Raw genomic sequence first — 20,269 nt, 5'->3', positions numbered from 1 at the left:
AAAAAGAGGCCAGGAGGCCTCTTTTTCACATATTAAAGTCTATATTGCTTAGAATGAGTAAAAGAACTTAGCTCTTAGCTCACCCTTGTCTTTTGCATCTGCGTCAGTGCCGTAGTCATAAACGGTGTAACGGATCGAAGTCGAGCAGCCTTTGAATGCGCCAGAAAGTGTATAACCAACATCTAAGTATGTTTGTGTGAGTTGATTTTTAGATATTGGGTTATCTGTTTCTGTATGAACCAGTTTCAATTTCAAATCAGCAAACGATTTAGCAACACCAACTTGCCAAGTATCAGCGTCTGCATTGTAGTTGCCTGATGTTAACGTAGAACTGGTAAATGACGCTGTGGCGGCCTCACCAATACCGCGATTAACCGAACCGTCTTGATCAACTGTAGTGTAAGATGCGTGCACATTATAACCGCTAAACGATGCGCCGACTTTATAACCCATTAACGAGCTATCTTCAGTCGCGGCATCATCGTAGTTAGAGCCATAGTACTGTGCAGCTACAAATGGGTGAAATTCGCCACCAAAGGTGTAGGTCGCATCAACGTAGAGATCCGCCACTTCATCGATAAAATCAACATAGTGAGCTTGAAGATTTAAATTCTCAACAGAATTATTTTTGATGTATAAAGACACGGCACCGTCGGTTCCAATATCGTAGAAACCGCCCACATCTCCGCGCTGTACATCATCATTGAAAAAGGTTGCTGCGTTCGTATACTTAGTAGCTTTATCCGTACGGGTTTGGTATTTTGTTACGTTTGCTAAAGATACGAGTGTATTTGGCAAATCGGTATTGGTAATCGAGTAGGCTTCAAAAGATTCTTTAATCAAACGCGAACCCGAACTTTTGATCAAAGGTAGTGCCATGTATTGGCGACCGCCTTTGAAGCTTGTGTTGTTGTATTTGTAACCAATATAAGACTCCGACATTACGGCGCCTTGGGCATTCATAGACGTCTTCATCTTATCAGCAGGATCATCAATGCTGGTCACATGAGAAGTTTGTAGTGTGGTGCCAAAACTGAAGCCGTAGAATTCAGCAGTGTTATAGTTTACGAAACCACCGTTGGCCCATATGTTGTTGTCGGCAGCTTCGTTAGAGTCATAGCTTTCATCGAAGTAGTAAGACTTTACTTGTCCTTTAAACTGACCATCTGAAAATGCGTCCGCAAGGGTGTCGCTTGCTAAGGCACTGCCACTGATACCGGCCATTGCCATTGCCATTGCAATCACGAGTACATTCTTATTACATTTCATCATCTATTTGCCTTTGATTTATTTGTATTATTTTATTAACGGTATTTTCAAGGCAGTTATCGCCTAAATTGTTATACCGTTTTTTGAGCGGTGGAATGTGTAGATAAGTTTGAGTTACACATCAAAAATTACGCTTCAAAACATGAATGAGAGTCGTCTCATTAATTATCGAATAAGATATTACTTCTTTGGGTATTATAGAGTTTAGATCGAGATCACTTAACCGCAGTAAATGGTAGCTTTTTTCTAGTTGTTAGATAAGCATCTCAACGAGGTAAGTGAGTTGTTAGATAAACATCGCAACTAGATGAATTAGTGTGACCTAATACTTTGCATGCGGATTAGATAGGCATTATTATTACTTTTTGTTAACATTAAATCTAATTATTCAGTCAGCCTTTGAATAAAAAATATTATATGAAACAGCAATATTATTACTACCTCAGTGTATAACTGAATATTAGTTTTATTAAATAATATAACTACATATTTTTATGTTAATCGAGAATGGTTTTTACCTAATTGAGCTTGAGTAATAAACTCGTTATCGACTTGCAAGCCATAGACTTAACAATATGATATTATTACATAATTTAAGTGTTACTGAAAAATTAACTGCCGACTTTTACTCCAATGTTTAACGTTGCCATAGCAGTCAAACTTACTCAGATTTTTAACGTTAATGTTATCTTTTGACTTTTGAGGATCTATCTTTTTGGCGTTAATTCTGTTACAGATTGCAGATGATATATATATAATTAAGTACTTATTTCATGTTTTTAATGTTAACTCTACTTTCTAGATCTATTGAATAAACCTGAGCATATATTCTTTTAATAAGATTAATAAAATCCCCACTACTTTGATCATCACGTTTTTTATTAACCCATACATTAGATAAAGTAAGAATTAGCCTTTCCGCTTGGTTTAAATTATTCCTTTGAGATACTTTTATAAATAAAATTTGGCAGTTTATGACTAGGCATTTAAAAACTAATTCATCTTTTAGAGGACTTTCAGTATCTTGATTCTCTTTTGTTAACCATATTGGTTCACCCTCACAGTACACTAACGCGGCGATTAAGTTAGTTACCGTCTTGATATCAGTAGCACCATTAAATAATTGCATTATTTCTTCTGAACGCCGAAAGTTTAACAACAAGCTATAACCTAAATCAGCTTTGTGCCATTGTTGTACTAATGATTGAAGAAATGCCATTGATATTAACCTACCGATAAATTGCAATTTTTTTGGGTGTAAGTTCAAATGTTTGTTCAAGATACAACAGATAATCTCTCGCTAAAATGGAGAATCCTCTATAATAGTCTGTTTCAGCATGGGTATAGGCGAGCTCCAGACATCGGTAAGCCCAAGGCAGCAAATGTTGCTCTAGTAATTCATCTATCGCTTGTTGAATATTTGGATTTTGTGGTGCTTCAATCGCTTTGTTCAATAAGAATGACAGTACCGCAAATATTAACCCAATATGATCGACAGGTTCATTCATTTTCATGTCGATATTGATATTGTTAGCGGCATAAAACCGTTTTAAAGTAATGGTACTGTGGTCATTAAGCAACTGTGAAGAACTTGTATAGGCTGAGCCCCAAGGCGCGGCTAAAGGCGTACCAGGGCCATAGAATAGTACTCCATATTCGAGTTTCAGCTTAAGTAGCTCTTCTTCATTATCGGTCCATTGATCAATATAAGCTTTTAGGTGCGTTAATCCTTTATTGTCGGGATCTGTGACTAACAACTTAGGCCAGTTTTCAACAATATCTTGCTGTTTAAAGGTATTGATTAAGTCCGACTCGGGATAAACGGTCAGTACAGAATGCAATACATTGGCAATTGCCTGTAAATCTTGAAGCTTTTCAATGTTCATATCATTCACATTTGGTTATAAATTTAACTAGGAAAGAAGGGTGCAATAACATTATTACACCCTGTATTTACTAATTTATACTTCTCGAACGTTTAAGATCCGACCCATGCTCGAACCAACGGGTTGTGCTTTCCTAGAACCCTTAACAATTAAGTTCGGCGATGTAATCGATTCTGATGGTAATGGAGCAAAGTGGCCATCGCCGTTGCCATATTTAGCGCGAAGGTTTTCCATCGTATCAAAGTCCAGCGCTCGTAAAGGGCATGACTCAACACAAATCGGTTTTTTACCTTCTGCTAGCCTATCAGAACAACCGTCACATTTGGTCATGACTTTGCGTTCAATATCAATCTGAGGCGCATCGTACGGGCAAGCTCTTGAACAGCTTTCGCAGCCAATACATAACGACTCTTGAACCAGTACCAAACCATCTTCTTTTCTTTTATGCATGGCTCCTGTGGGACATGCTTTTACACACACAGGTTCATTACAATGGTTACAACCGATAGAGGCATAATAGGCAAATATATTTTGCTCATAACTCTCATCGCTATTTTGCTCCCACGTACCACCGCCATATTCATAGACTCTTCGCCATAGCATGCCGGGTAATGCGGATACACCTTGAGTGCTGACATCATCTTTATTACGCGTTATACCAACCATTCGATCTTTACAGGCTATGTGGCAAGTTTTACAGCCAGTACATTTACTGCTATCGAAATAGAATCCTAATTGAGTTTCTTGTGTCATTTTAATTTACCCCTCAAGCCTTGACTACCTGAACACGATTGGTGTGCTGTGGATTTCCCTTTGATACTGGGGACGGATGATATTTTGTCAGAGTGTTAATACAGCCTCCAATATCCACAACATGGCCAGATGGACCGACTTTCCCACTCGCATCTGGTTTATACCAAGCACCTTGCCCTAAAGCACATACTCCAGGAGTGACTCTGGGCGTGAGTTTTATCGGCATTTCAATTGTTCCTCTACCGTTATAAACATGAACCATATCACCATCAGATAATCCTCGAGCAGAGGCATCTTTGGGGTTCATCCATACCGCATCTTCTACCGCTTCACGAAGCCACGGCACGTTATGATAGCTTGAGTGCGTTCTGCCTTTAGTGTGGTAGCCACATAATTGCAATGGGTATCCTGCATCGATAGCTTGTTGATCTTGATAGCCATCCCAAGTCACAACATATTGCGGTAATGGGGTAATTTCATCTCCAGTAGGCAGAGACCAGGTTGCCGCTTTACGTGCCAGTGATAATGAGAAAATCTCAAATTTTCCTGATATTGTTGGTCTTGGATTCGCAATTGGATCTTGAATATAGGATTGGAATGCGATAACTGGTGAAGACATATATTTACGGAAAACCCCCACTTTCTGGGCTTCTTGGTATGTATCAGGCATATCGACATCGGCATTCATCGACTTAGTTTCTTGATAAAGCTTTTCACACCATTGTTCACCGGTAAGCCCTTCAGTGTATGCAGCACCATTACCCATAGCGTTAGCAATACCAGCACAGATTTCATACATAGATTGCGATTCGCCTAACGGCTTCAGTGAGGTACTCATAAAGGTTGCATAGGCCATTTGACCAGATGCATATGAATCGTTTGCATAATCTACTGATTCTAGCCAAGTGCTATCTGGCAGTAAGTAATCGGCAAATTTAGCTGACGATGTCATCCAGCAATCACTGACAATAATCAGTTCACACTTACTGTCATCTTGTAAGATTTGAGCGGTGCCATTACTGTCTGAGTGTTGATTCAGTAAAGCGTTACCCGCACAGTTGATAATAGCCTTAATATTGGTACCCAGTTTAGCTGGATTGTTATCAACCCGCTCTTGGCTACCACTAGATTTAAAGCGAACGCCATCTGACGTTCCGCTAAAGTCTTCACCGCGCACAACGGCATCAGACCATGTGAAAACAGGGATGGTAACATCTACTGGATTGCTACCTGCTTGCATACCTGCAACACCAAAGCTATAGCTTGAAGGCATTGCACCACTATTGACACCAGCACGACCTATTTTTCCGGTCATAATGGCTAAGGTGTAAACGGCTCTAGTGGCTTGGTCGCCATTGGCATGTCGACTAATACCTGCACCTGCAGAAATATAGGGGGCTTCAGCGGCCATCATAGCGGTAGCTAACTGTTCAATTTTATACGCTGGGACTCCGCATACCACTGCAGCCCAATCTGGCGTTTTAGCGCCATCTTGCTCAAATATGCCTTGGCCCATAATGTAATCATGGTAATTTTGGTCTGGGTCGATAAATTCAGCATGTGAAGCAATGAACGGATCGGCGTTTAGCGTAACAGACGCCTTAGTATTGACTAGCGATGCTTTGTCATAACCCACAGCATATTTATCTAAAAATGGTTTCGCGTTTTGGTCAACCCAGCCACTATTAATCATTTGATAAATAACCGCTTCAATTAACGCGGCATCAGTACCAGGGCGGATCGCAAGCCACTCATCTTCATTGCCACGCATTGAATCTGTGTATCTTGGTTCTACCATCCAGACTTTAATATTCTTTTTATTATTTTCTAGAGACTTAACAAAATCATAGCCTTCACCGCTACCACTCATGCGTGTTTCGTTTGGATTAAAACCAAAGCCAACAAATAAATCAGAGTTAACGATTTCGCTTAATGAGCTGCCGCCAATGCTATCCCATTGATCGCCATAAGTCGCCATACACGCTGGATACACACCGGCCCATGAATAATCCCAATGATGGTCTAGAAAACCGCCATTTAAATTCAGTAATCGACCCCAGGTGGCTGTATTCGATGAGAAACCATAATAAGCGCCTGTACCGTAATGCATATAAATGGATTCAGGGCCGTAGTTATCTTTAATGGCTTGTAATTTTGAGCCTATTTCTGAATAAGCTTGTTCCCAACTGATAGGGACAAATTTTGCCTCGCCTCGTTTACCCACACGTTTCATTGGTGAACGTAGTCGGTCAGTTGCATAGGTTCTTTGACGAAGTGAACGACCACGTGGACATGCTCGAGCCTGATGGTTTACACCATATTCATCGGTTGTTTCATGGTCAGTTTCTATTCGAGTGATAACCCCGTCTTTACTGAATACTTTAATAGGGCAATTTGAACCACAGTTTACCAAGCATGCAGACCAGTTAAGTTGTTCAAGCGAACTTTCTGGTACTCCAGGCGGTATTACATTGATTTCTTTCGCACTATCTTCACACCCAGTGATAGTTGCTGCAGCGCCTATTGCTGCACTCATTTTTAAGAAATTTCTACGTTCCATTTCTATATCCTCGCGTAGTATTTACGATACGTTTAATGCAATTTGTAGCTAAATGACAACATCACTTGGTGTGCGTTATAGTCATGGTTTATATCTTGAAGTGTTATTAGTCCGGGTATACTGGCGATCTCAACAGATGCAGCATCGGTGTCGTAATAACGCTCGTATCGATAACTTAGTTTAAGTGCCATTTGTGGATTTAATGCATAATCAGCATATACACTGGCACTGTGGTTATAACTGTAATAATCACCATATGGGAGACTATTATCTACATTCACATTGGTATTACTCGTTGAATTAGCAAATAGATAATCCATACCTATTGTTAATTTATCTTGCATTAACCCTCTATAATTAAATCCAGCACCAACGTTAATAAATTCATCTTCTACATCTGTATACCAATATGAATTACTGACTTGACTGCCTGCTTGAGACGAATTAATCCATTGCTGACCGATAAAACCATAAGTATCAACATTTTTACTAATCTGAATACTTATATTGGCGTCATAGCCATAATCTTCTGAATCTAATAATCCAACTTCGGTATGTTTATATTCATCTTTGGCATATCGAGATGTCACATTAACACTCATCCAATCATTAGGTGTATGGGATAATTTTAATTCATAAGCATTACGAGTTCGGTCAGCTAAATAATATTTTCTGAGTAATGCATTTTCTTCGGATGCGGTTAAAATATCTGATTCAAATTTTGAACCATCTCTATTAGCATACTCAGATTTTAAATTGATATTGAACATTTCAAACTTACGTATGTTTAATTTCACCCATAATGTGTCATCTTGAGTTTGTTCACGTTCACTATAATTACGAGTAATTTCTTTACTGTCATAACCTGCCTGTAAACGATAACCGCTGGCGATTCTGTAACTCGCATTCACACCATAATTGTTACGTTCATAATCTAAAGGCGTATTTTGTCTAAACGCACCGGTTAAACTATTGAAGTTGTATTGGGCAAATTCTGCAGTCGAACTCTTATTATCACGCTTGTTATAATCGATTTGCCCACCCAAGCGAAGTCGATTACTTAGCATGGATGTCACCGCAAACCGGCCATCGATAGTATCGACTTGACCGTCCCAGCTTTGCAGTGGATTACCACTCATTTGAATTAAATTTTCATCTTGGATCATTCGTCCAGTCGCAACACGTCCACTCATCACGGTCTGATCAATGCGATAATTGCCAGAAAGTGATATTTGATGAGCTTGACTATCTGGAGCTGCAGCATAGACATCATTTAAATAAGGTAGGCTTAAGTCACTTATTTTATTATTGTAAATGCTTCCAGAATAACTCAGATCAGTGGTCCAGTTATCGCCATTAAGACCTATCCCCGCATCCCATTGCGAAGTAGTCGCGTTAACGGGTAAGCCGATATTGATAGGGCTAGGCGTCACGATACTGCTTGAACGGTGGCCGGTTTTATCTTCTTGGTTGTAACTGACAAAACTATTGTATTCGTCATTTTTATAGACAACCCCTACCCCCAGCTTCTCTCTTTCTAGTGCTAAGTTAAACGTATTGACATCAGCACTTGGGGTTAGCATGCCGTCGTTATGCCAAAGCTGACTATTCACATCGCCTGCTTTAATGGTTTTTATTGAAGCGTAATCTAAGACCAACTCATATAAACCTGAATCGCCGATTTGTAAACTGGCAAAGCTATTATCGAAACCCAACTGATGTGCGATTAATTGAGCTTGATATCCAGATTTATTTTGAAACAGAATATCACTGCTCACTGAACCAATAGCGCCATCCTCTGAAGTACCGAGTGCGTTACCTGCATGTATATCATCAATGTCGTTATAGCCAAGAGCAACATCTAGCTTGCCGCTATAAGCTGAATTTTCAACACAACGGTTACATTCATAGTTGCTACTATTTACATTATTGGTGTTGGCATTGTTCACCCCAAAATTAGCTGCGAAACTGGGCCCAGATATCGCCACTAATATCGATACAGTAATAAGATTGATTTTGAATGACATAATCTTGCTCTCCATTAGCGTTGCAGCAAGCTGCCTGAGGGATGATTTGAACCATGAATTTGACTATGGCAATTCAGGCAACTTTTACCGCCACCAAAAGCATCAATACCTGACTCAGCGACGACTCGACTAGCATGTCCATCATTAGCATGACATTGCTGACATAATTGCGGTGCACGATGCTTGACTAAGGATTCATTAACACTGCCGTGAGGGTTATGACAGGTAACGCAATTTTCAGTTACTGGCGCATGTTCCCATAAGAAAGGACCGCGTTTTTCAGCATGACAGCTATAACAAGTATCATTTACTGTGGGTTTAACTAACGCATTCTCACTCATTGAGCCATGAGGTGAATGGCAATCAACACATGTCATGCTGTTCCACTTCAAGGGATGTGAAGAGCGCTTATTCATATCGCCTTTTTGGCTGGTATGACAGCTGACACAGGTGTCATTGATAGTCAGTTTATCCATAACAGGATCTTTTGCCGCATGGATCTTATGGCAATCTACACAGGCAACTTCTTCAAGATTATGAGTACTATTATGCCAACTCATCTGCTGTGCATCGTTATGGCAACCTTCACATACGCTGTTTTGAGAACTTGCCGGCAGCTTACTTTGAGGACCAAAAGCAATCATGGGCTCCTTACCACCTCGGTTATGCTGGCCTTGAGGGCCATGACATGCTTCGCATTGCAAACCTGCCATTGGGGAATCCTCGGAAATAACTTTTCCATGGGTGCCCTTAAATAAGTCCATCACCTGTTCATTTTTTTTATGACACATAAGGCAGGAATCTGCCCCTTTAGAAGAATATTTCCCCTCATCAAACTTTTGTTGTAGCTGTATTTCTAATTGTTCTGTGGTTAAATCGTCCCAAGGTAACGCATGAGAACTTTGCATTACGAATAATCCGCAACCTATGAGTATGGCTAGTTGATAGATAGATCTCATTTTTAAATACCTCCCAAAATCTGAAATTTTTACTTTCATTTTATTACCTGTAAAATAATTACTTCTTTAAAATAAGTTTTTATATTTATTATATAAAATAAAATCATAAACTTATTTTATTGCATCACTATCGAAGCCAAACAATGTTAACCAGTCGGGGGCTCTACTTAATATTTTGTTAGCACCTTCAAATTCCTTGAGCTAATTTAACCAAATCATCCACCCAAAAACCTTTATACAGGTATAGATAATGGTAAATAACATGTGATTAACTTAACAAAAAATAAAACTAATGGTATTTGTTAATTATTAGCTGTGCTAATCACAACTTAGAAAAACATGTGACTAGCACCACACAATATCAATATGTATAGAATTTAAACTTGTTCTATGCGGTTTGGGTTTATACTGGTACATATGTGATTGGTAATTTATGTAATGATAATTAAACATTAAGGTGTATTTATATGGCTCGCGTTATGTCCTTAAGCCCTGAAATGAAAGGTAAATCTACTATATTCTTTCCTGATATAGTTAAACCCGACATAATGCGTTTCATTAAAGAAAAGGGTGAACTAATAACCTTAAGCAAAGGTGATTTAATCCCAAAAAGCATCCTACTTAACAATTTTATCTATTTAAATACAGGCTTGATATTTTATATAAAACGAACAAACAACTATACCAAACCTAAATTTGTAAATGTCATTATCCCACATAGATTGACTGATTATCATTTACTATTAGAGAATAATTGTACTTGCTGTAAAAGCATTAAGGTCGCAAGAGACAGTCAGATAACGATTGTTGAAAAATCGTTGATAAAAAACCTAATAAAAGAAGATATTGAGCTTTTTACTCGTTTTATGTTTGATGCAAACTATTTTACTGAAAGACAAACTGCACTGGCTATTTTCTTATTAACCTCTTCACCAGAAGATAAACTCATTAAGTTTCTGTTTGATATTCTCGTTGCTTTTAAAACAGAATTTTCATCAATGTGGCTTACCATTGATATAAAACTAACCCGAGAAGAGATTGCAGATATATTACATATTAGCATCATAAAGTTGGACTTAATGTTAGGAAGCTTAAAGAAGCAAGGTATGTTAAAAAAAGAAAAAGGACTATTTAGTATTAATACAGCATTATTTAGTGAACTTTCGCCATGCCCTTTAGGAAGAGAAGACGCGCAAGGATGTAAGTCTAATAACATGCTAAAGTTCAAAATGAAAAACATGATTGAAATCAATAATCAATAATCAATAATCAATAATGTCTAGTTAAACTTTACACGAGAACATCTATTAGAAATACGATAATAAATTCAATGGAATAACAATGAAACAATCAATAGTTCACATTGCTTTAGTCGTGAGAGATTATGATGAAGCTATCGATTTTTATGTCAATAAATTGAAATTTGAGTTAATCGAAGATACCTATCAAGCAGAACAGGACAAACGTTGGGTAGTTGTTTCCCCTCCAGGTTCAAGCGGAGTGTCGTTACTGTTAGCACGGGCATCGAAGCCGGAGCAGAATGATGTTATCGGTAACCAAACTGGCGGACGTGTTTTTCTTTTTTTGAACACCGATGATTTTTGGCGAGACTATCACCGCATGGTAGCTGACGGGATAAAGTTCGTTAGGCCGCCACAAGAACAAGATTATGGCACGGTGGCAGTATTTGAAGATCTCTATGGCAATCTTTGGGACTTACTGCAGTTAAATGATGATCATCCAATATCAATCAAAACCTCGTAAAAAGCATTAATTGGTGTATTACATTGGCTATTGTTTAGCCAGCTTTTAAGGCCGCACAATGGCATTAACAAGCTTTTGTGTAGCACTAAGACTAATGTTGAAATATGTATCGTTAACATATTACAAGACCTGCACTCAATCACCACTATTTATACATGTTAACTAAACTGCTGCACATTCAGCGCTAATGTCCTTTGAGTCGTCGACTCAATGCACTTTGACTGATCCCAAGCACCTGCGCAGCGGCAGTTTGATTGTTGGCTGTGCGGCTCATCGCTTCATCCATTAAGGCTTGATTCATCTGCGCGAGTGTTGGCAACACCTTAGGGAAGATGATGAGATCTTGAGGGCCTTCAGTCAATAATTTGTGTTCATTAATCGCTTCCATAAAAGCAGAAGTGTTAAGCGCGATACCATCACTTCTACTTACCGCATCGAATACCATCCCTTTTAGCTCATGTAGATTACCGGGAAAGTCATAACCGGCTAAGCTAGGCGCTAAGTCTGCGGGTTGGATCGGTGCGGGTAAATTCATTTCTGCTGCCGCTAGGGCGATGAAATGATTGATCAACATAGCGATATCGAGTTGCCGGGCCGCTAATGGCGGTAATTTAATTTTATGGGCGCGTAAACGGTAGAGTAGATCGCTCCTAAACTCACCCGCTTGGTGAAGTTTACGTAAATCATCTTGAGTTGAGACCACAAACTTACATTTTACTGGGTAGGCTGTGTCGCTTCCTAAGGGGTAATATTGTTTGGTCTCTAAAAACTCTAATAGTCTAACTTGTGCGTTTAGCGGCAGGGCTCCTATCTCGTTAAGATAGATCACCCCGCTACCGACTTGATGCAGTAAGCCTACAACCGCGTCTAATTCACCATTACTGTGATGATACAGTTGACCACACATTTTCTGCTCGAAGAACTCGCTACTAATGCCCGCGAGGTTGAGACTGATGAACGGTTCGTTAGGGCTATAAAGTGTATGGCAAGATTTGGCAAATTCGCTTTTACCTGTGCCGCTAGCGCCATAAATTAATAAGGGCTCAGGACTGCATGAGACGGCTTCGAGATAGCGGAACTGATCCAGTAGCTGTGGCTCGCAAGTTAAAATATTATTGAACGCTTGCGGGGTGTCTAAAGTACGACTTAAAAATTTCTCTTTGATATAGAGGTAGTTTCTTTCCAGCCCGACGACTTCCAGTGCTCGGCGCACTGTATGCCCGAGGTCATCGACATTGTCGGTTTTAATAAAGTAGTCATAGGCGCCTTTTTTAATGCAACGTACTGCGGTGTCGACTTCGTTAACACCCGTCACAATAATGACTCGAGTGTTGGGGAAATCACTACGGATCATCGCTAATAACTCTTCGCCAGAGTGAAATGGCATGGTGAGATCGAGTAACACTAGCGCATAGTCGCCAACTTGTAATCTATTCTTCACTTGGCGACTATCAACGCAGCTGTCAATATCAGCTTCAGGAACCAGACGATTAAGGGTGACCGCTAACGTTCTTAACCAAGCGGCTTCATCGTCGACTAAAAGAATATTTCTGGCTAGTTTCATTTTCTAATCCTGTGATTCCAATGCAAAGGTTAGGCGAATTCGGGTGCCTTTACCTACACTCGACAGCATCTGCATTTCGCCTTGATGCTCTTTTATAATTTTGCTGCAGACCGATAATCCTAGCCCACTGCCCCCTTCGTTTCGCCTGGTGGTGAAAAAGGGCTCTGTTATACGCGTTAATGTGGCGCTATCCATCCCGCAGCCATTGTCGGTGATACTCAAAATAGCCTTATCACCTTCAACATGGGTCTCTATCACTATTGATCCCGATTGCTCAGAACAGGCATGACAAGCATTTTGAATGAGGTTAATTAATACTTGATGTAACTGCTGAGCATCACCCTCAATTTTGGGGCTTGGTTCACACAGCGTGGGAGTGATCTGATGGAATTTAGTTTGATTCGCGGTGAGACGTAGGGCAACTTGCACCACATCATTTAGGCAAACTTGGGTATATTCATTGGCAATATGAGGCATGGCATAACGTTTAAGATCATTAACGATACGGCTGATACGTTTGGCGCCCTCTTCAATAGAGCCACAACTATACTGTAATTCTTCTATAGCAATGTCTGGGTTTAGCCCTGCAATAAGCCAGAAAGGATTTTGTTTTTGATAGTGCTTAGCGGCAGGCGTTAAGTCTTGCATGGCCGCAGTAAATAGTGCTACTGCATGTACGATAAGACCCGTTGGATTATTGATTTCGTGAGCAATACCGGCAGACAGTTCTCCTAGTGAGGCTAGGCGGCTGGCTTCTTCATTGGCTTGTCGCAGGTGATGCTGCTCGGTTGATTCTTCAAGCAGGATCACCACCTGATCTGCGGCAATAGGATGAATTTGTAATTGCCAACACTGCTGCTGATACCGCATATCGGCAGTAAACGACTTTTGGGTCGATAACACGTCTAATACTGCGCCTTTAAGCTTAAAAACATCGTTGTCGACATAGTAAAACTCATCTGAATCTAACAGGTGAATATTGTTATCGTTACTCCATAAATGCTGGAGGTCCTGGTTTACTATGGTCACGCCATTGGGGATCCCATCGAGAACAGACTGAAACTGTTTCGACAGTTCAAATATCTCAGCTTCAATGCGCCGGCGTTGAATTAATTCGGCATCGAGCGCCTTAGTGTGGCGGCGCAAACTGGCACTAATAAACCCGGTGTATACCATGCCTACTGCACAGACAAGCGCGACCAACATCGCGACTGAAAGCATTCGCTGTTCATTAGAGGTTAAATCCACTTTCTCTCGCCCAATACCAAACCATTTATTGACTAGTTTGTCGTATTCACCTGATAGTTTTAGTTGCCTAAGCGCCTCGTTGATTTTGTACATTAATAATGTTTTCTTAACATTACCAACAAAATTAAAGTCACCGTAGATCAGTGCATCACTTGAACTGCGAACCGATGGATACAAAGGGAGTAAACGCCGCGCAACAAAGCTTTCAGCAATAACCACGTCGACTTGGTTGCTAATCAGTTGTTGAAAGCCTGTCTCATAGAGATCGACATCCACGCGTTCGAAATTTTGCGGATAGCCTGACAGGTATACATCGACAAAAGCCCCTATTTTGATGGCAACACGCTTACCAACGAGATCAGCCCAATTGTTTATTAACGCCTTGCCCTGCAAGGTATAGGCTCTAGCATGGGTGGCATAGATAGGATCGGATTGGCTTAACTTGCGGTCCAAATTGACTGGGCTAACCACAGCAATCACATCGATATCACTGTTAGGATTATGAACATCTTTTACTAATTGCTGAAAACTTTTACGCCGAACGATGATGCGCTTATTAGTGAGCTGACCGATTCGATTCATCAACTCGACATTAAAGCCTTGATCGACACCATTTTTACGCCATTCTAATGGCGCCGTTTTTGAGTGTACCCCAAAGACAATGCTTTCTTGAGCGAGCACAGGTAAGGAGAGGATGATAAGTAATAGCAATAAAAATCTCATGTTGCGATGATACACACCACCCGCAGCTTAAACTGTGCAGCATTACGCGAATTAGCAGATCGTTAAGTAGCTTTTTCGATGATATTTAGAGACTGTGATCTATCTCTACATAGGCTATGCAAAATCGCATATACCCCTTTATAACTATGCATCTTTGCATAGTTAATTTTTTTGCTTGTGATTGAGGAAACATTTCTGACCCCCCTGTTGATTATCTTATTGCTGGCCTTAGTGTCATAGGTGAAGATTAAATCGAGTAAAAGTAATCGCCGATAAAATCGAGATGAGTTTTGCCGATACTTTTGAAAGTGAACACCACTTCAACCTTAATAAAATAATGAGAGTACTTCTATAGTTAATCGACTAAGCGTCATTAAATGTAGAGGGGGGAGCAAAAATGAAAAAGATGAAACTTGCAGTCTGTCTAGCCACATTAATGGGCACAGCAGGTCTAATGGGCAATGCAGTTGCGGCTGATGACTTAGCCGAATTCCACGCTCAAAACCAAGAATGTGACAGCTGCCATACACCAGATGGTGAACTATCAAACGACAGCTTAACTTATGAAAATGCCCAATGTGTTTCTTGTCATGGAACACTAGCAGAAGTGGCTGAAACCACTAAGCATGAACATTACAATGCTCATGACTCGCATTTTCCTGGCGATGTATCATGTACCACATGTCACAGCGCTCACGAAAAATCTATGGTGTACTGCGACTCGTGCCACAGCTTCGATTTCAACATGCCATATGCTAAAAAATGGCAACGTGACGAACCGACTATTGCAGAATTAGCCAAAGATAAATCAGAACGTCAAGCAGCCCTTGCTAGCGCACCTCAAGATACCGTTGACGTCATTGTTGTCGGTTCTGGCGGCGCAGGCTTCTCTGCGGCAATCTCTGCATATGATAATGACGCTAAAGTCATTATTATTGAGAAAGAGCCTGTTATCGGTGGTAACGCTAAATTGGCCGCGGGTGGCATGAACGCTGCTTGGACTGATCAACAAAAAGCGAAAGACATTACTGATAGCCCTAAATCAATGTACAAAGACACCATGAAAGGTGGCCGTAACCTAAACGATCCTGCATTGGTTGAAATCTTAACCTCGCACTCTAAAGACTCTGTTAATTGGATGACCGCAATGGGCGCCGATTTAAATGATGTCGGTCGTATGGGCGGCGCATCTGCTAACCGTGCACACCGTCCAACCGGTGGTGCTGGTGTTGGTGCTCATATTGTTCAAGTGCTTTATGATAATGCCATGAAACGCAATATCGACATACGCATGAACACTCGTGGTATCGAAATCCTTAAAGATGACAGTGGTAATGTCAAAGGTATCCTAGTTAAGGGTATGTACAAAGGCTACTACTGGGTGAAAGCGGATGCTGTAGTATTAGCAACCGGTGGTTTCGCTAAAAATAACGAACGTGTCGCTAAGCTTGATCCTAAGCTAAAAGGCTTTATCTCTACTAACCAACCTGGTGCGGTAGGTGATGGTCTTGATGTTGCCGAAAATGCAGGCGCAGCATTGAAAGACATGCAGTATATCCAAGCTCACCCAACCCTATCTGTTAAAGGTGGCGTAATGGTCACTGAAGCGGTTCGTGGTAATGGTGCTATTTTGGTTAACCGTGAAGGTAAGCGTTTCGTAAACGAAATCACCACTCGTGATAAAGCGTCTGCGGCTATCTTGGGGCAAACCGGCAAATCAGCGTTTTTAATCTTCGAAGATTCTGTGCGTAAATCACTGTCTAAAATTGATAAGTATATTGGTTTAGGTGTTGCACCTTCTGCGGATACTTTAGTTAAGTTAGGCAAGATGGAAGGCATTGACGGTAAAGCGTTGACTGAAACCGTTGCGCGTTACAACAGCTTAGTCGCTAGCGGTAAAGACACTGATTTTGAGCGTCCAAACCTACCTCGTGCACTAAACGAAGGTAACTACTACGCGATCGAAGTAACACCTGGTGTTCACCACACCATGGGTGGTGTGATGATCGATACTAAAGCAGAAGTCATGGATGCTAAGAAGCAAGTTATTCCTGGCCTATATGGCGCTGGTGAAGTAACCGGTGGTGTTCATGGTGCAAACCGCTTAGGTGGTAACGCCATTTCAGACATCGTCACCTTTGGTCGTTTAGCGGGTGAAGAAGCAGCGAAATATTCTAAGAAGAACTAATCGATTTAGAATTAACTGACTCGCTAGTATCAGTAAGCCACAGTTCATTGCTGTGGCTTTTTTTATAGGCGAATTTCTATACACAAATTTTCACATAAATGCACTTATCTCCAGCGTACTCTCAGTGAGTTGATTGATTTAAGATGCGTATTTAACGATTGATGTCAGTTCCCCGCAAATCATTACTCATCCCGCTCATTAACCGAAGCGCGGTATAGGTCTATTATTTCATGGTGAGGAATGTGTATGTTTGTTATGTAGAGGGAAATGTATGAGTAATCAATCCTGTAAGTAGATTAAACATAAAGCTCACCGAACTTGAATGCCTCAAGGATTCTATTTGGGATATTTTTAACCGATGGAATACTGATGATATCGAATTGACTAAAATGAGCAAAACAACAACTAACACGTTCATGCCCGTGCGACGTGAAGTCGTATGAAGCGTTGTTCACCACGATAAGAGTGAACCATCTGTATCACCAGATGACCCTATGGCTCTGAATAAAGTAGCGAGCCAGACAATGTAACGAAGTCCATTGGACGGGAACAGAATCGTGAGAGGACGTTCTTCCTGATAACCACAATCGGGTGAGTGCTAGGGAGTCAGTATGATGAACATATGTGAATCCACGAAGTGCGACGTGAAGTCGTATTGATCGCTGTCCTCCGACCCAAAGAGAGGACCATCTGTATCACCAGATGACCCTATGGCTCTGAATAAAGAAGCGAGCCTGACAATGTAACGAAGTCTATTTTAAATAGACGGGAAAATAATCGTGAGAGGACGTTCCTCCTGATAACCACAAATTGGGTGAGTGCTAGGGAGTCAGTAAGATGAATGAAAGTGAATCCATATAATATGCGTAATTTCACAAGCAGCGGAAGTGGTTTACACGCTGTGGCCAAAAGGCAACGAGAGTAGGAAAGAAGTTTGCGTGTATTCTTTCGTGATCAACACGCTCTCCGCATTATAGTGGGCATCTAAACTGACATTACGCTTCATACGGAACACGGTAAGCCTGTATCGCTCCTAATGGGAAAGCTCTCTGCAAAGAGAGCCGATAGTGATGCAGGTAAAGGAGGCTGGAGAAAGCTAATGCTGCATTGTAATGATGCAGATACAGACTTATGTCTGGCACGAAAGTGGGCCCACTTCCAGCTGGTCTCCCGTTGCAAGAAAATTAAAAGAACTTTGTTAATGGAGAAACGCAAATGATGACTTCGATTGAAGTTAGTGCCTCTCCTTGCTTTGCTCAACGATAATCCAAAGATTGGAAAGTCATGGAGCAGAAAGTATCAAAGCTTCGAGTGAGTATTGCAAAGGTAACCCCTGTGGTTACCGGGTAACATAGTACGCCTTAGTGGAGGCTTGAGCCGTATGCAGTGAAAGTTGCACGTACGGTTCTTAGGAGAGCGGCACTTGGTAACAGGTGCCGCTTATCCGACCAAAGTGAGTGACGCGCTATTGCTAGTGACATCATTATATCTAATGATAAACACCGAATCAGTGACTGATTGATTTATAGCATATTGGCCAAAATAACTTGACCATTACAGACTGTTTAATTTGAATATTGACTAAGGGAAACAGAGGCAATGAACAGAGGGGGTAAAATACCTGTCCGAGGCTGGTCTATCTTATGGATAGCATGGTTAGCCTTTATGGTCGCTAATTTAACAAACTTTGCCTTTGGTGTGATCTTACCTGATATGAGATCTGATATTGGCTTTGATCTGCAGACCGCGGGGTATCTGAGTGCAATAGCCTGGATTGGTAAGGGACTTTTAACCATTCCAATTACTTGCCTGATCAGTAAAGGAAAACCGAAGATAGTTTTGCTTAGCATTTTTGTTCTTCTCGGCATTGGTATGTTTCTGCAAGGTTTTGCAACAAACACATTTATGCTGTTTGTTGGTCGACTGCTTGTGATGGGGGTAACGGCAGGAATTGTTTCTGTGTTGGTGGTGTTTAAGATCCAGTGGATCCCAACAGAAAAAATGGGTGCAGTGAACGGCATAGAAATGTTTACCGGTCCTGCAGGACAGCTTCTGGGAACTGCCGCATTTCCGATGTTTTTGGCTATGATGGCAGGCTGGCGTGAAGTCATGGTAGCTATGGGGGTCTTTGCTTTTTTGCTGGCGTTCGTTTGGATGTTTGTGGCGAAAGAGTGCAATCAACCTTGGCAATCAACCCATTATGAAAAAGTGCCTATACTCCAGCCTCTGAAAGAGGCATTGGCTTATAAAAATACCTGGCTTCTGGCTTTGGCCTGGCCTGCAACGTCGTTAACGTGGATTGCAATATACACATTCTGGGCCACCTACGCGGTTGAAAATATTGGATTATCAACCGCGGAAGCGGGCATGATCCTTGGTTTTATACCTATTGGCTCTGCTATTGCTTGCTTAGTTTCACCTGTAATTGCGCAAACATGGGGCTATGACAAGCCACTTATTGTTGCTTCCGGCGTAGTATTGCCTTTCTCGTACTATGGCTTGATGTTGTCCGACAATATTACAGTACTGTCCTTAGTCTCTTTTGTCACTGGGTATGCCGCATACAACTTTGTTCCTCTAGCGTTAACGACACTTTATAAGACAGGCATGTCTCCTCGCGCGGTATCAATGGGGACTGGGTTTATCTTTTCATTGAGTGGTTTAGGAGGTGCTGTTGGCGGCGCTCTGACAGGCTGGCTGGGCTCTCTCTATGGTCTCAAGACCGCCTTGTCGTTGACATGTTTCGCTCCAATTCTATTTGCTCTCTTTGCTTTATTCTTAACTGAAACAGGCTGGAAAGCAGGCGAAAAAAATAAATTACTGGAACAAAATCTCTGCCAATAAAAAATAAAAACCAACCATTTAGACATTAAAAGATATGGCGTTCTAATGCCCATTAATCCAAATTAAATGTTAACCATGATATCTATGGTTAACTCAATTTGACCACGATTTTAGGCAATAAGCGAAGCAGAATGCTTGCGTCGAGGACTTACTGCAATGCAAATCCTAAGTTACATTTCTGGTTAGCTTCTTTGTTTCGAGAGTGAACGTCGATCCATCCCTTTTTCAGTAAATACCATCCAGCAGGCTTAAGCTTTAGAGTTTTACCATACTTATCGTAGTGTGAATTATAGGATTTTGAGTATGAGATCTAATGCACTTTTGTCCATAAATGCCTTAGCATTAAAGTATATTCTATGCACAATACAATGTCAGAATGCGGACTCTATTTCATTTCATTTTATCTTTATGTTAAACCCCATTAATCAAACCTACAAAAAAGGAGCATTTTCATGCTCCCTTCCCGAGTAACAATCTACCGTTT

Annotated in this window: 13 protein-coding genes; 4 read left to right on the top strand and 9 right to left on the bottom strand. The window is 40.9% G+C overall.

The annotated features are described in order from the left end of the window. Nucleotides 1–48: 48 nt before the first annotated feature. From AAEZ02_RS03680 to AAEZ02_RS03650, 7 genes are all read right to left on the bottom strand, one after another. Complete coding sequence (locus tag AAEZ02_RS03680) at nucleotides 49–1,272, bottom strand: OprD family porin (RefSeq protein ID WP_351074617.1); 1,224 nt, start codon at nucleotides 1,270–1,272, stop codon at nucleotides 49–51. 763 nt (nucleotides 1,273–2,035) lie between these two features. Further along, complete coding sequence (locus AAEZ02_RS03675; RefSeq protein WP_101033873.1) at nucleotides 2,036–2,488, bottom strand: hypothetical protein; 453 nt, start codon at nucleotides 2,486–2,488, stop codon at nucleotides 2,036–2,038. A 10-nt stretch (nucleotides 2,489–2,498) separates the two neighbouring features. Then, nucleotides 2,499–3,155, bottom strand: coding sequence for a TorD/DmsD family molecular chaperone (locus AAEZ02_RS03670; protein WP_351074621.1), 657 nt, complete (start codon nucleotides 3,153–3,155; stop codon nucleotides 2,499–2,501). Between the two features lie 75 nt (nucleotides 3,156–3,230). Beyond that, the gene (locus AAEZ02_RS03665; protein ID WP_101033871.1) at nucleotides 3,231–3,908 is read right to left on the bottom strand and encodes a DMSO/selenate family reductase complex B subunit; all 678 of its coding nucleotides are present in this window, start codon (nucleotides 3,906–3,908) and stop codon (nucleotides 3,231–3,233) included. A 13-nt stretch (nucleotides 3,909–3,921) separates the two neighbouring features. Then, nucleotides 3,922–6,468 (bottom strand): DMSO/selenate family reductase complex A subunit, encoded by a 2,547-nt coding sequence (locus AAEZ02_RS03660; protein ID WP_351074623.1) that lies wholly within the window; start codon nucleotides 6,466–6,468, stop codon nucleotides 3,922–3,924. A gap of 32 nt (nucleotides 6,469–6,500) precedes the next feature. Further along, nucleotides 6,501–8,495, bottom strand: a complete 1,995-nt coding sequence (locus AAEZ02_RS03655) for an MtrB/PioB family decaheme-associated outer membrane protein (protein ID WP_351122011.1) — start codon at nucleotides 8,493–8,495, stop codon at nucleotides 6,501–6,503. A gap of 14 nt (nucleotides 8,496–8,509) precedes the next feature. Beyond that, nucleotides 8,510–9,403 (bottom strand): DmsE family decaheme c-type cytochrome, encoded by an 894-nt coding sequence (locus AAEZ02_RS03650; protein ID WP_269801262.1) that lies wholly within the window; start codon nucleotides 9,401–9,403, stop codon nucleotides 8,510–8,512. Nucleotides 9,404–9,921: 518 nt separating this feature from the next. On the opposite strand from AAEZ02_RS03650, the gene AAEZ02_RS03645 reads away from it, so the two are divergent. Together AAEZ02_RS03645 and AAEZ02_RS03640 are read left to right on the top strand one after the other, a co-directional pair. Next, on the top strand, nucleotides 9,922–10,716 hold the full coding sequence (locus AAEZ02_RS03645; RefSeq protein WP_351122008.1) for a Crp/Fnr family transcriptional regulator: 795 nt from the start codon (nucleotides 9,922–9,924) through the stop codon (nucleotides 10,714–10,716). A gap of 79 nt (nucleotides 10,717–10,795) precedes the next feature. Then, nucleotides 10,796–11,218 (top strand): VOC family protein, encoded by a 423-nt coding sequence (locus AAEZ02_RS03640; protein WP_124012657.1) that lies wholly within the window; start codon nucleotides 10,796–10,798, stop codon nucleotides 11,216–11,218. A 184-nt stretch (nucleotides 11,219–11,402) separates the two neighbouring features. Here AAEZ02_RS03640 and AAEZ02_RS03635 read toward each other — a convergent pair whose 3' ends face one another. Both AAEZ02_RS03635 and AAEZ02_RS03630 read right to left on the bottom strand, forming a co-directional pair. Next, on the bottom strand, nucleotides 11,403–12,782 hold the full coding sequence (locus AAEZ02_RS03635; RefSeq protein WP_351074628.1) for a sigma-54-dependent transcriptional regulator: 1,380 nt from the start codon (nucleotides 12,780–12,782) through the stop codon (nucleotides 11,403–11,405). Nucleotides 12,783–12,785: 3 nt separating this feature from the next. Beyond that, the gene (locus AAEZ02_RS03630) at nucleotides 12,786–14,753 is read right to left on the bottom strand and encodes an ATP-binding protein (RefSeq protein WP_351122005.1); all 1,968 of its coding nucleotides are present in this window, start codon (nucleotides 14,751–14,753) and stop codon (nucleotides 12,786–12,788) included. 397 nt (nucleotides 14,754–15,150) lie between these two features. On the opposite strand from AAEZ02_RS03630, the gene AAEZ02_RS03625 reads away from it, so the two are divergent. Together AAEZ02_RS03625 and AAEZ02_RS03620 are read left to right on the top strand one after the other, a co-directional pair. Next, on the top strand, nucleotides 15,151–16,941 hold the full coding sequence (locus AAEZ02_RS03625; RefSeq protein ID WP_101033863.1) for a flavocytochrome c: 1,791 nt from the start codon (nucleotides 15,151–15,153) through the stop codon (nucleotides 16,939–16,941). A 1,599-nt stretch (nucleotides 16,942–18,540) separates the two neighbouring features. Then, nucleotides 18,541–19,785: an MFS transporter gene (locus AAEZ02_RS03620; protein ID WP_101033862.1), complete on the top strand. Its 1,245-nt coding sequence runs from the start codon at nucleotides 18,541–18,543 to the stop codon at nucleotides 19,783–19,785. Nucleotides 19,786–20,269: the final 484 nt, after the last annotated feature.

Origin of the sequence: Shewanella sp. T24-MNA-CIBAN-0130 (genome assembly GCF_040310185.1) — a bacterium.
GTDB classification, from domain to species: Bacteria; Pseudomonadota; Gammaproteobacteria; order Enterobacterales; family Shewanellaceae; genus Shewanella; species Shewanella psychromarinicola.
The sequence above is the reverse complement of the archived record's forward strand: the minus strand, read 5'-3'. Positions and strand labels throughout refer to the sequence as shown.

Coding starts and splice junctions, on each gene's coding strand:
- AAEZ02_RS03630 (WP_351122005.1), bottom strand. CDS start 14,753: ATGAGATTTTTATTGCTATTACTTATCATCCTCTCCTTACCTGTGCTC.
- AAEZ02_RS03635 (WP_351074628.1), bottom strand. CDS start 12,782: ATGAAACTAGCCAGAAATATTCTTTTAGTCGACGATGAAGCCGCTTGG.
- AAEZ02_RS03665 (WP_101033871.1), bottom strand. CDS start 3,908: ATGACACAAGAAACTCAATTAGGATTCTATTTCGATAGCAGTAAATGT.
- AAEZ02_RS03625 (WP_101033863.1), top strand. CDS start 15,151: ATGAAAAAGATGAAACTTGCAGTCTGTCTAGCCACATTAATGGGCACA.
- AAEZ02_RS03660 (WP_351074623.1), bottom strand. CDS start 6,468: ATGGAACGTAGAAATTTCTTAAAAATGAGTGCAGCAATAGGCGCTGCA.
- AAEZ02_RS03640 (WP_124012657.1), top strand. CDS start 10,796: ATGAAACAATCAATAGTTCACATTGCTTTAGTCGTGAGAGATTATGAT.
- AAEZ02_RS03680 (WP_351074617.1), bottom strand. CDS start 1,272: ATGATGAAATGTAATAAGAATGTACTCGTGATTGCAATGGCAATGGCA.
- AAEZ02_RS03675 (WP_101033873.1), bottom strand. CDS start 2,488: ATGGCATTTCTTCAATCATTAGTACAACAATGGCACAAAGCTGATTTA.
- AAEZ02_RS03645 (WP_351122008.1), top strand. CDS start 9,922: ATGGCTCGCGTTATGTCCTTAAGCCCTGAAATGAAAGGTAAATCTACT.
- AAEZ02_RS03620 (WP_101033862.1), top strand. CDS start 18,541: ATGAACAGAGGGGGTAAAATACCTGTCCGAGGCTGGTCTATCTTATGG.
- AAEZ02_RS03655 (WP_351122011.1), bottom strand. CDS start 8,495: ATGTCATTCAAAATCAATCTTATTACTGTATCGATATTAGTGGCGATA.
- AAEZ02_RS03650 (WP_269801262.1), bottom strand. CDS start 9,403: ATGCAAAGTTCTCATGCGTTACCTTGGGACGATTTAACCACAGAACAA.
- AAEZ02_RS03670 (WP_351074621.1), bottom strand. CDS start 3,155: ATGAACATTGAAAAGCTTCAAGATTTACAGGCAATTGCCAATGTATTG.